The 13,472-nt window shown below is 75.5% G+C and carries 2 protein-coding genes; both read left to right on the top strand.

What is annotated here, in order from left to right; all coding sequences use genetic code 11:
- The coding region (locus tag ABZ495_RS35905; RefSeq protein WP_359840147.1) for a beta-ketoacyl reductase at positions 1-1,097 on the top strand (1,097 nt) is incomplete at its 5' end.
- 46 nt (positions 1,098-1,143) lie between these two features.
- Positions 1,144-13,472, top strand: a 12,329-nt coding sequence (locus ABZ495_RS35900; RefSeq protein ID WP_359840145.1) for an SDR family NAD(P)-dependent oxidoreductase, incomplete at its 3' end; no start/stop codon positions are given.

The following is a 13,472-nucleotide window of genomic DNA, read 5'->3' as shown; positions in this document are numbered from 1 at the left end:
TGGCCGCCGTCCCGGCCGAGCACCCGCTGACCGGCGTCGTGCACACCGCCGGTGTGCTGGACGACGGCGTGATCGGCGCGCTGACGCCCGAGCGGCTGGCCCGCGTGTTCGCCCCGAAGGTGACCGCCGTGAGCCACCTGGACGAGCTCACCCGTGACCTCGACCTGACGACCTTCGCGGTGTTCTCCTCCGCCTCCGGGCTGTTCGGCTCGGCCGGCCAGGGCAACTACGCGGCGGCCAACGCCCACCTCGACGCCCTGGCGCACCGGCGCCGGGCGGCGGGCCTGCCCGGTACGTCCCTCGCCTGGGGCCTCTGGGAGCAGATCAGCGGCATGACCGCCCACCTGGGCGCCGCCGACCAGGCCCGGATGAGCCGCGGCGGGGTCCTGCCGATCGGCCCGGCCGAGGGCATGCGGCTGTTCGACGCGGCGCTGCGGACCGACACGGCGCTGGTCGTGCCGATCAAGCTGGACCTGCGGTCGCTGCGGGCCGACGCGGCCGCCGGCCGCACCACCCAGCCGCTGCTGCGGGGACTGGTGCGCTCCGGGCGGCAGTTGGCCCGGACGGCGGCCGGTGACAGCGGCGGTCTGACCCGCCGGCTCGCCGGCCTGGCCCCGGCGGCGCAGGAGGCCCTGCTGCTGGACCTGGTCCGCGGCCAGGTGGCGACCGTGCTCGGTCACGCCGGGCCCGACCAGGTCGGCCCGGAGACGGCGTTCAAGGACGCCGGCTTCGACTCGCTGACCTCGGTCGAACTGCGGAACCGGCTGCGCGAGGCGACCGGTCTGAAGCTGGCCGCGACGGTGGTCTTCGACTACCCCGCGCCGCTCGCCCTGGCCCGGTACCTGCACGGCGAGCTCGGCACCACCGACGACGCGCTGTCGATGGTGAACGCCAAGATCGAGGACATCGAGTCGCTGATCGCCGGACTGGTGTCCGACGAGTCCAAGAAGGCCGGCATCGTGCTCCGCCTCCAGGGGTTGGTGGCGAGGTTCAACGGGGTCGAGCAGACGGAGGAGTCCACGGTCGCCGAGCAGTTGGAGTCCGCCTCCGCCGATGAGGTCCTCGACTTCATCAACGACGAGCTCGGCATCTCTTGAGCACCACGCCTTCACGGTCTGCCCAAACCCCGGTGAGGAATTGACGATGGCCACGGACGAGAAGATCCTCAAGTACCTCAAGCGTGTCACGGCCGAACTGCACGACCTGCGCAAGCAGGTCCAGCGGAACGCGGACGAGCCGGTCGCGATCGTGGGCATGGCCTGCCGCCTGCCCGGCGGCGTGACCGGCCCCGAGAGCCTGTGGCAGCTGGTCAGTGAGGGCCGGGACGGCGTGTCGGCGTTCCCGGACGACCGCGGCTGGGACCTGGACGCGCTGTTCGACGACGACCCGGACAAGGCCGGCACCTCCTACGTCGCGCAGGGCGGGTTCCTGCGCGACGCCGGGAAGTTCGACGCCGAGTTCTTCGGGATCTCGCCGCGCGAGGCGCTCGCCATGGACCCGCAGCAGCGCCTGCTGCTGGAGACCTCCTGGGAGGCGCTGGAGCGCGCCGGCGTCGACCCGACCTCGCTCAAGGGCGCGGACGTCGGGGTGTTCAACGGGATCATGGGCGTCGACTACTTCTTCGGCGGCAACGTGCCGCCGGAGCTGGAGGGCTTCGCCGGGACGGGCGCGGCGGGCAGCGTGGCCTCGGGCCGGATCTCCTACGTGTTCGGGTTCGAGGGCCCGGCGGTCACCGTGGACACCGCCTGCTCCTCGTCCCTGGTGGCGATCCACCTGGCCGCGCAGGCGCTGCGCCGCGGCGAGTGCTCGATGGCACTCGCCGGCGGCGCGACCGTGATGGCGACACCGCACACCTTCGTGGAGTTCTCCCGCCAGCGCGGTCTGGCCTCGGACGGCCGGTGCAAGTCCTACGCGGACGCGGCGGACGGTACGGGCTGGGCCGAGGGCGCGGGCGTGGTCGTGCTGGAGCGGTTCTCCGAGGCCCGCCGCAAGGGGCACCGGGTGCTCGCGGTGCTGCGCGGGTCGGCGGTGAACCAGGACGGCGCGTCCAACGGGCTGACCGCGCCCAACGGCCTCTCCCAGCAGCGGGTGATCCGCAAGGCGCTGGCGGCGGCCGGGCTCACCCCGGCCGACGTGGACGTGGTGGAGGGGCACGGCACCGGCACGGTGCTGGGGGACCCGATCGAGGCGCAGGCGCTGCTGGCCACCTACGGCCAGGAGCGCGAGCCGGGGCGGCCGCTCTGGCTGGGCTCGCTGAAGTCCAACATCGGCCACGCCCAGGCGGCGGCGGGTGTCTCGGGCGTGATCAAGATGGTGCAGGCGCTGCGGCACGGCGTGCTGCCCGCCACCCTGCACGTCGACGCGCCGTCCTCCCAGGTGGACTGGTCGGTCGGCGCGGTCGAGCTGCTCGACCGCAGCCGGCCCTGGCCGGAGGTGGACCGGCTGCGCCGGGCCGGGGTCTCCTCCTTCGGTGTCAGCGGCACCAACGCGCACCTGATCCTGGAGCAGGCCCCCGAGGACGAGGTGGAGCCCCTCGCGGGTGAGGCCGCGCCGGGGGCCGGGGCCGTGCCGCTGGTGCTCTCGGCGAAGAGCGCCGGGTCGCTGGCCGGTCAGGCCGAGCGGCTGACCGCCTTCGTCGGTGCGTCGGAGCGGGAACTCCCGGACGTCGCCGCCGCGCTGGTGTCGCAGCGGGCGCTGCTGTCGGAGCGCGCGGTGGTGCTGGCGGGCTCCTCGGAGCAGGCGCTGGCGGGGCTGGACGCGCTGGCGCGCGGGGAGTCCGCCGCCGCGCTGGTGACGGGCAGCGGTTCGGTCCCGGCCCGGACGGTGCTGGTGTTCCCGGGGCAGGGGTCGCAGCGGATCGGGATGGGCCGTGAGCTGGCGGAGCGGTACCCGGTGTTCGCCGAGGCCTTCGACGCGGCCTGCGAGGCGTTGGACGCGCGGTTGGCGGGGTGGACCGAGCACCCGGTCAAGGACGTGGTGCTGGGCACGGCCGGATCGCTGGACCAGACCGTGTACACCCAGGCCGGGTTGTTCGCGGTGGAGACGGCGTTGTTCCGGCTGGTCGAGTCCTGGGGCGTCCGGCCGGACGCCGTCATGGGCCACTCGATCGGGGAGATCACGGCCGCGCACGTGGCCGGGGTGCTCTCGCTCGGGGACGCGGCGGCGGTGGTCGCCGCACGCGGTCGGCTGATGCAGGCGCTGCCCTCGGGCGGTGCGATGGTCGCGGTGGCAGCCACCGAGGCCGAGGTGGCCGAACTCCTCGGTGCGGGCGTTGATCTGGCGGCGGTGAACGGTCCGTCGTCGGTGGTGCTCTCCGGTGAGGAGGCGGCCGTGCTGAAGGCCGCGGAGCAACTGCGGGAGCAGGGCCGCAAGGTCAAGCAGCTGACCGTCTCGCACGCCTTCCACTCGGCGCTGATGGAGCCGATGCTGGCGGAGTTCGCCGCCGTGCTCACCGGCGTCACCTGGGACGAGCCCCGGTTCCCCCTCGTCTCCAACGTCACCGGCCGCGTCGCCGACCTGGGCCAACTGGCCGATCCCGCCTACTGGGTGGACCATGTCCGCCGCCCGGTCCGGTTCGCCGATGGAGTCGCCACGGCGGCCGCACCCGGTGGCGCGGTGTTCGTCGAACTCGGCCCCGGCGCGGCACTGAGCGGTGTGGTGGACGAGACGGTCGACGGCCGTGCCGTGTCGGTGGCCGCGCTGCGCGACGGCCGCCCTGAGGCGCCCACCCTGCTGGCCGCGGTAGCCGAACTCTTCGTCCGGGGCGTCGAGGTGGACTGGGTGAAGACCCTCCCCGCCGGAGCCGGCGCCGCCCGGGTGGAGCTGCCCACCTATGCCTTCGACCACGAGCACTACTGGCTCCGGATGCTGGCTTCGGTGACCGACGCGGCGGCCCTGGGCCTGACCGGCGCCGGTCACCCGCTGCTCGGCGCCGTCGTCCAACTGCCGCAGTCCGACGGCCTGGTGTTCACCTCCCGGCTCTCCCTGCGCACCCATGACTGGCTCGCCGACCACGCCGTCGGCGGGGTCGTGCTGGTCCCCGCCACGGCGCTGGTGGAGCTGGCCGTCCGGGCCGGTGACGAGGTCGGCTGCGGCACCCTCGACGACCTGGTCGTCGAGGCGCCGATCCTCCTGCCCGAGCACGGCGGGGTCCGCGTCCAGGTCGCCGTCGGCGGCCCCGACGCGCACGGCGCCCGCACGGTGGAGGTGTACTCCGCCCGCGAGGACGCCACGGACGCGTGGACCCGGCACGCCACCGGCACCCTGACGGCGACGAAGGACGCCGACGGCCCGGAGTTCGACTTCACCGCCTGGCCCCCGGCCGGCGCGCAGCCGGTCGACCTCGGTGACCTCTACCCCGACCTGGTCGCCCAGGGCTACGCCTACGGCCCGGCGTTCCAGGGCCTGCGGGCGCTCTGGCGGCGCGGCGAAGAACTGTTCGCCGAGGTCGCCCTGCCGGAGGACCAGCACGACGAGGCCGACCGCTTCGGCATCCACCCCGCGCTGCTCGACGCGGCCCTGCACCCGGGCCTGCGGGACACCGTGGCGGCCGACGCCGACCGGCTGTGGCAGCCGCTGCGCTGGAGCGGGCTGGTGCTGCACGCCACGGGCGCCGCGGCCCTGCGGGTGCGCCTGGCCCGGCTCGGCGCCGGCACGCTGGCCTTCGAGGCCGCCGACGAGACCGGTGCCGCCGTGCTGGCGGCCGACTCCGTGACGCTCCGCCCCGCCGCCGTCGAGCAGTTGGCCGCCTCGGCGGGCGCGACCGGCGGCGACGCGCTGTTCCGGGTGGAGTGGACCGAGCTGCCCCCGGCCGCCGCTCCGGCCGCCGTGCGGTGGACGGTGCTGTCCGGTGCGGCCGAGGTGGCCGCGCTCGCCGCACCGGCGGACGGTGCGCCCGTGCCGTCCGTGGTGGTCCTGGACGCGGTCGGGGACGGTACGGACGAGCACGCGGTGCTCGGTCTGACCGGCCGGGTGCTGGCGGTCGCGCAGTCCTGGCTGGCCGCGTCCGGCCTCGAAGGCTCCCGACTGGTGGTGCGCACCCGGGGTGCGGTGCCCGCCGGTGGCGACGCCGGGGTGACGGACCCGGCGGGTGCCGCGGTCTGGGGCCTGATCCGGGTCGCGCAGGCGGAGAACCCGGACCGGATCGTGCTGCTGGACACCGACACCGACACCGACACCGAGGCCGACACCGAGGCCGACACCGAGGCCGACACCGAGGCCGGTACCGAGGCCGACACCGACCTCGGTGCCGTCCTCGCCGCCGTGCTGGCCACCGGTGAGCCGCAGGTCGCCGTCCGGGGGGCGGCGCTGTCCGCGCCGCGCCTGGTCCGCGCCACCGACGGCGCCGCGACCGACGGGCCTGCCGCGTTCGACCCCGAGGGCACCGTCCTGGTCACCGGCGGCACCGGCTCGCTGGGCGCGCTGCTGGCCCGGCACCTGGTCACCGGGCACGGGGTCCGGCATCTGCTGCTGGTCAGCCGGAGCGGCCTGCGGGCCGAGGCTGCAACGGAGTTGGCGGCGGAGCTGGAGGATCTCGGCGCGACGGTGACCGTCACCGCGTGTGACGTGGCCGACCGGGAGTCGGTGGCCGCACTGCTCTCCGGCGTCCCGGCCGAGCATCCTTTGACGGGTGTGGTGCACACCGCGGGTGTGCTGGACGACGGGGTGTTCGGGGCGCTGACGGCGGAGCGGCTGGCCCGTGTGTTCGCCCCGAAGGTGACCGCGGTGCGGCACCTGGACGAGCTGACCCGTGAACTGGCGCCGGAGCTGCGCTCGTTCGTGCTGTTCTCGTCGGCGGCCGGGGTCTTCGGCTCGGCCGGTCAGGGCAACTACGCGGCGGCCAACGCCTATCTGGACGCGGTCGCCCACCGGCGCCGCGCCGACGGCCTGCCCGCCGCGTCGCTCGCCTGGGGCCTCTGGGAGCAGGCCGGCGGCATGGCCGCCCACCTCACCGAGGCCGACCAGACCCGGGTGAACCGGGGCGGGTTCCTGGCGATCGCCCCGGCCGAGGGCCTGGACCTCTTCGACGCGGGCCTGCGCGGCGGCCGGGCCCTGACCGTGCCGATCAAGCTCGACCTGCGCGCCGTCCGGGCCGAGGCCGCGTCCGGCCGCGGCGTCCTGCCCCTGCTGCGCAGCCTGGTGCCGGTCGGCCGGCGGGCCGTCCGGACCGCCTCCGGGCTGGCCGACCGGCTCGCCGGGCTGGCGGTGGCGGAGCAGGAGACGCTGCTGCTGGACCTGGTCCGCACCCATGTCGCGACCGTGCTCGGACACGCCGGCGCGGCGAACGTCAAGGCGGAGAAGGCGTTCAAGGACGCCGGCTTCGACTCGCTAACCTCCGTCCAACTGCGCAACCGGCTCCGCGAGTCGACCGGGCTCAACCTGCCCACGACCGTCGTCTACGACTACCCCACGCCGGTCGCGCTCGCCCGCTTCCTGCGCGAGGAGCTCGGCGACACCGCCGCCGCTGCCGCCGTCCCGACGGTGGTCGCGGCCGACCTCGACGAGCCGATCGCCATCGTCGGCATGGCCTGCCGGCTGCCCGGTGGCGTGGTCACCCCGGAGGACCTCTGGCGGCTGGTCTCCGAGGGCCGGGACGCGGTGTCCGGCTTCCCCGAGGACCGCGGCTGGGACGTGGGCGGCCTCTTCGACGACGACCAGGAGAACATCGGCACCTCCTACGTCGACCAGGGCGGCTTCCTGCACGACGCGGGGCTCTTCGACGCGGGCTTCTTCGGGATCTCGCCGCGGGAGGCGCTGGCGATGGACCCGCAGCAGCGGCTGCTGCTGGAGATGTCCTGGGAGGCGCTGGAGCGGGCCGGGGTCGACCCGGCCGCGCTGAAGGGCCGGGACGTCGGGGTGTTCTCCGGCGTGATGACCCAGGGCTACGGGATCGGCGGCGTCATCCCGCCGGAGCTGAGCGGCTTCACCGCCACCGGCTCCGCGATGAGCGTGGCCTCGGGCCGGGTGTCCTACGTGTTCGGCTTCGAGGGCCCGGCGGTGACGGTGGACACGGCGTGCTCCTCCTCGCTGGTGGCGATGCACCTGGCCGCGCAGGCGCTGCGGTCCGGCGAGTGCTCGCTGGCGCTGGCCGGTGGCGCGACGATCATGGCGACGCCGCACACCTTCGTGGAGTTCTCGCGACAGAAGGCACTCGCCCCCGACGGGCGGTGCAAGGCGTTCTCCTCGACCGCCGACGGCACCGGCTGGGGCGAGGGTGCGGGCGTCGTGGTGCTGGAGCGGCTCTCCGAGGCCCGGCGCAACGGACACCGGATCCTGGCGGTGCTGCGCGGCAGCGCGATCAACCAGGACGGCGCGTCGAACGGTCTGACCGCGCCCAACGGTCCTTCGCAGCAGCGGGTGATCCGCAAGGCGCTGGCCAACGCGGGCCTGGCCGCCTCGGACGTCGACGCGGTGGAGGCGCACGGGACGGGGACCTCACTGGGCGACCCGATCGAGGCGCAGGCGCTGCTGGCCACGTACGGGCAGGGGCGCGGGGACGGGGAGGCACCCCTCTGGCTCGGCTCGGTCAAGTCCAACGTCGGCCACACCCAGGCCGCGGCCGGGGTGGCCGGTGTGATCAAGATGGTGGAGGCGCTGCGGCACGGCGTGCTGCCGCCCACCCTGCACGTCGAGGCCCCGACGCCGCAGGTGGACTGGTCGGTCGGCGCGGTGGAGCTGCTGACCGAGGCGCGGGAGTGGCCGGAGACCGGCCGCCCCCGGCGGGTGGGCGTCTCCTCGTTCGGGCTGAGCGGGACCAACGCGCACCTGATCCTGGAGCAGGCGCCCGAGGAGGAGCCGGCCGAGGTCGGGGCCGCGCCCGACGCCGTGGTGCCGCTGGTGGTGTCGGCGGCCTCGACGGCCTCGCTGGCCGGGCAGGCCGAGCGGCTGGCGGCCTTCGTCGAGGCATCCGCGCCGGTCTCACCGGCTGCGGTGGCCGGTGTCCTGGCGACCCGGCGGGCGGCGCTCGGTGAGCGCGCGGTGCTGGTGGCGGGCTCGCGGTCCGAGGTGCTGGCGGGGTTCGCCGCGTTGGCGCGCGGGGAGTCGGCGCCGGGGTTGGTGACGGGCAGTGTGTCCGGTGCGGGCCGGACGGTGCTGGTGTTCCCGGGGCAGGGTTCGCAGTGGGCCGGGATGGGGCGTGAACTGCTGGACGCCTCGCCGGTGTTCGCCGAGCGGGTGGCGGCGTGCGCGGCGGCGCTGGACCCGTGGGTGGACTGGTCGCTGGTGGAGGTGCTGCGCGGGGACGCGCCGGCCGAGCTGCTGGACCGGGTGGACGTGCTCCAGCCGGCGAGTTTCGCGGTGATGGTCGGTCTGGCGGCGGTCTGGGCGTCGGTGGGTGTGGTGCCGGACGCGGTGGTCGGGCACTCGCAGGGGGAGATCGCGGCGGCGTGCGTGGCGGGTGCGCTGTCGTTGGAGGACGCGGCGCGGATCGTGGCGGTGCGCAGCCAGGTGATCGCCGGGAGCCTCGCCGGTCGCGGGGGGATGGCGTCGGTGGCGCTCTCCGAGAGCGAGGCGCTGACTCGCCTGGAGCGCTGGGCGGACCGCGTCGAGGTCGCGGCCGTCAACGGCCCGGCCTCGGTCGTGGTCGCGGGTGACGCCGAGGCCTTGGACGAGGCGCTGGAGGTGCTGGCAGCCGACAGCGTGCGGGTGCGCCGGGTGGCGGTGGACTACGCCTCGCACACCCGTCATGTGGAGGCGATCGAGGAGACCCTCGGCGAGGCCTTCGCGGACATTCGCAGCCAGGCCCCGCTGGTCCCGTTCTTCTCCACCGTCACGGGCGAGTGGATCGACGAGGCGGGCGTGCTGGACGGCGGGTACTGGTACCGCAACCTGCGCGGTCAGGTCCGGTTCGGCCCGGCGATCGCGACGCTGTTGGACCAGGGTCACACGGTGTTCGTGGAGTCGAGCGCGCACCCGGTGCTGGTCCAGCCGGTCAGTGAGATCGTGGACGAGGCCGGGGCCGAGGCCCTGGTCACCGGGACGCTGCGGCGGGACGAGGGCGGCCTGCGCCGCCTGTTCGCCTCGATGGCCGAACTCTTCGTCCGCGGCGTGGCCGTGGACTGGACGGGCGTGCTGCCGGCCGGCGCCGAGACCGCCCAGGTGGACCTGCCCACCTACGCCTTCGACCGGCAGCACTTCTGGCTGCGGACCTCCCCGGCCACCGACGCGGCCTCGCTCGGCCAGGCCACCGCCGACCACCCGCTGATCGGCGCGGTGGTCCAGGTACCCGAGACGGGCGGCGTGCTCTGCACCTCCCGGCTCTCCCTGCACACCCACCCCTGGCTGGCCGACCACGCCGTCGGCGGCGCCGTGCTGGTGCCCGGCACCGGTCTGGTCGAGCTGGCGGTACGGGCCGGTGACGAGGTCGGCTGCGGCACGCTGGACGAGCTGGTGATCGAGGCCCCACTGGTCCTGCCCGAGCACGGCAACGTGCGGGTCCAGGTCACCGTCGGCGGCCCCGACGGGGCGGGCGCCCGCAGTGTCGGCATCTACTCGGTCCGCGAGGACGCGGCCGAGGACACCGGCGCGGACGCCTGGACCCGGCACGCCACCGGCACCCTGACGGCGACCTCGGACGCCGGCGGTCCCGCGTTCGACTTCACCGCCTGGCCGCCCGCCGACGCGGAGCAGCTGGGTGTCACCGGCGGCTACGAGCTGCTGGCCCAAGCCGGTTACGGCTACGGGCCGGTGTTCCAGGGCGTGCGGGCGGTCTGGCGACGCGGCGAGGAGCTGTTCGCCGAGGTCGCCCTGCCCGAGGACCAGCGGGACGCCGCCGGCCGGTTCGGCATCCACCCCGCGCTGCTCGACGCCGCCCTCCACCCCGTCATGCTGGACGTGGCGCTGGGGGACCCGACGGGCGCGAACCGGGCGGGCGACGAGTCCGAGGTGCACCTGCCGTTCGGCTGGAACGGGCTGCGGCTGCACGCGGCCGGTGCCTCGGCGCTGCGGGTGCGCCTGGTGCGGTCCGACGCGCAGACGCTCGCGCTGGAGGCCGCCGACGAGACCGGCGGAGCCGTCCTGACGCTCCGTTCGCTGGTCTCGCGTGCCGTCTCGGCCGACCAGCTGGGCAGCGCGGGCGGCGACGAAGGCCGCGACGCGCTGTTCCGGGTGGAGTGGACGGAGCTGCCCACCGGTACCGCTCCGGGCCTGGAACTCCCGCCGGCCTGGGTGCCGGTGGCCTCGCCGGACCACGTGGCCATGCTGACCAACGGCTCGGGCGTGCCCCCCGTGGTCGTCCTGGACGCGGTCGGGGACGGCCCGGACGAGCACGCGGTGCTCGGCCTGACCGCCCGGGTGCTGAACGTCGTCCAGGCCTGGCTGAGCACCCGGGGGCTGGACGCGGCGCGGCTGGTCGTGGTCACCCGGGGTGCGGTGCCCGCCGGTGGCGAGGCTGCGGTGACGGACCCGGCGGGCGCCGCGGTCTGGGGTCTGATCCGGGTCGCGCAGGCGGAGAACCCGGACCGGATCGTGCTGCTCGACACCGACGCCGCCCCCGGGACGGACGTCGAACCGGTGCTCGCCGCCGTGCTGGGCACCAACGAGCCGCAGGTCGCGGTCCGCGGGACGACGATGTACGTGCCCCGGATCGCCCGGGCCGCGGCCCCGGCCGACGAGGCCGCGGCGTTCGACCCCGAGGGAACCGTCCTGGTCACCGGCGGCACCGGCACCCTCGGCGGCCTGCTGGCCCGGCGCCTGGTCACCGGGCACGGGGTCCGGCATCTGCTGCTGGTCAGCCGGAGCGGCCTGCGGGCCGAGGGTGCAACGGAGTTGACGGCCGAGCTGACCGCGCTGGGCGCGACGGTGACCGTCACCGCGTGTGACGTCGCCGACCGGGCGGCGATGGCGGAGCTGCTGTCCGCCGTGCCGGCCGAGCATCCGCTGACGGGTGTGGTGCACACCGCGGGTGTGCTGGACGACGGGGTGTTCGGGGCGCTGACGGCGGAGCGGCTGGCCCGTGTGTTCGCCCCGAAGGTGACCGCGGTGCGGCTCCTGGACGAGCTGACCCGTGAACTGGCGCCGGAGTTGCGCTCGTTCGTGCTGTTCTCGTCGGCGGCCGGGGTCTTCGGCTCGGCCGGTCAGGGCAACTACGCGGCGGCCAACGCCTATCTGGACGCGGTCGCCCACCGGCGCCGCGCCGACGGCCTGCCCGCGATGTCCCTGGCCTGGGGCCTCTGGGAGCAGGCCACCGCGATGACCGCCCACCTCGACACCGCCGAGGAGGCCCGGACCGGCCGGAGCCGGAGCCGTTCGCTGGCCTCGGACGAAGGCCTGGACCTCTTCGACGCGGCGCTGCGCACCGGCGACGCGCTGCTCGTCCCGATCAAGCTCGACCTGCGGTCCATGCGCGCCGACGCGGCGGCGGGCCGCGAGGTGCCGCCGCTGCTGCGCGGGCTGATCCGGGCGAGCCGGCAGACCGCGCGGTCGGCGGCGGCCGACGGTACGGCCGGCCTGGCCGGCCGGCTGACCGGGCTGACGGTGGCCGAGCAGGAGGCGCTGCTGCTGGAGCTGGTCCGCGGCCACGCGGCGACCGTGCTCGGGCACGCGGGACCGGAGGGCGTGAAGACCGACACGGCGTTCCGCGACTCCGGCTTCGACTCGCTGACCTCCGTCGAGCTGCGCAACCGGCTGCGCGAGGCGACCGGTCTGAAGCTGCCCGCGACGGTGGTCTTCGACCACCCGACCCCGCTCGCCCTCGCCCGGCACCTGCACGAGGAGTTCGGCCACGTGGCCGCCGAGACCGGCGCTGCGGCGCCGGCGGTCGTGCTCGCCGACCCCGACGAGCCGATCGCGATCGTCGGCATGGCCTGCCGCCTGCCCGGCGGTGTGGCGAGCCCCGAGGACCTCTGGCGGCTGGTCAGCGAGGGCCGGGACGCGATGTCCGGCTTCCCGTCCGACCGCGGCTGGGACCTGGACGGCCTCTTCGACGCGGACCCGGACAAGGCCGGGACCTCCTACGTGGACCAGGGCGGCTTCCTGCACGAGGCGGCGCTGTTCGACGGGGGCTTCTTCGGGATCTCGCCGCGCGAGGCGCTGGCGATGGACCCGCAGCAGCGCCTGCTGCTGGAGACCTCGTGGGAGGCGCTGGAGCGGGCGGGCATCGACCCGGCCACGCTCAAGGGCACCGACGTCGGCGTCTTCTCCGGTCTGATGGGCGCGGGCTACGGCTCGGGCAGCGACGTGCCCGCCGAGCTGGAGGGCTTCGTCACGACCGGCGCCGGCAGCAGCGTGGCCTCGGGCCGGGTGTCCTACGTGTTCGGGTTCGAGGGCCCCGCGGTCACCGTGGACACGGCCTGCTCGTCGTCCCTGGTGGCGATGCACCTGGCCGCGCAGGCGCTGCGGACCGGTGAGTGCTCGCTGGCCCTCGCCAGCGGCGCGGCCGTGATGACCGGCCCCGGCGCGTTCGTGCAGTTCTCCCGCCAGCGCGGTCTGGCCTCGGACGGCCGGTGCAAGTCCTACGCGGACGCGGCGGACGGCACCGGCTGGGCCGAGGGCGCGGGCGTGGTGGTGCTGGAGCGCCTCTCGGAGGCGCGGCGCAAGGGGCACCGGGTGCTCGCGGTGGTCCGCGGCAGCGCGGTGAACCAGGACGGCGCGTCCAACGGTCTGACCGCGCCGAACGGTCCCTCGCAGCAGCGGGTGATCCGCAAGGCGCTGGCCAACGCGGGCCTGTCCACCGCCGACATCGACGCGGTGGAGGGCCACGGCACGGGCACCGTGCTGGGGGACCCGATCGAGGCGCAGGCGCTGCTGGCCACCTACGGGCGCGGCCGCGACCCGGAGCGGCCGCTCTGGCTGGGCTCGCTGAAGTCCAACATCGGCCACACCCAGGCGGCTTCCGGCGTGGCCGGTGTGATCAAGATGGTCCAGGCGCTGCGGCACGGCGTGCTGCCGCCCACCCTGCACGTGGACGCGCCGTCCTCGCAGGTGGACTGGACGGCGGGCGCCGTCGAACTGCTGACCGAGGCGCGGGAGTGGCCGGAGACCGGACGCCCCCGGCGGGTGGGCGTCTCCTCGTTCGGGCTGAGCGGGACCAACGCACACCTGATCCTGGAGCAGGTGCCGGAGGAGAACGCGGTGGAGCGGCCCGCCGTCGCGCCGACGGGTGTGGTCCCGCTGGTGCTGTCGGCGAAGAGCGCGGGCTCGCTGGCCGGGCAGGCCGACCGGCTGGCGCCCTTCGTCGAGACGTCCGGGGCGGGGACGGCGGAGATCGCCGCCGCCCTGCTGGCGCAGCGGGCGCTGCTGTCGGAGCGCGCGGTGGTGCTGGCGGGTTCGCCGGAGGAGGCGCTGGCCGGGCTGAGCGCCCTGGCGCGCGGGGAGTCCGCCGCCGGTGTCGTGACCGGGGGTGGCCAGGCCCGGACGGTGCTGGTGTTCCCGGGCCAGGGGTCGCAGCGGGTCGGGATGGGCCGGGAGCTGGCCGAGCGGTACCCGGTGTTCGCCGAGGCCTTCGACGCGGCCTGCGAGGCGCTGGACGCGCAGTT

This window comes from Kitasatospora sp. NPDC005748, assembly GCF_040630735.1.
In the GTDB taxonomy this organism is placed as follows: Bacteria; Actinomycetota; Actinomycetes; order Streptomycetales; family Streptomycetaceae; genus Kitasatospora.
Note: the sequence above shows the minus strand (reverse complement) of the source record. Positions and strands in the feature narration are given on the sequence as shown.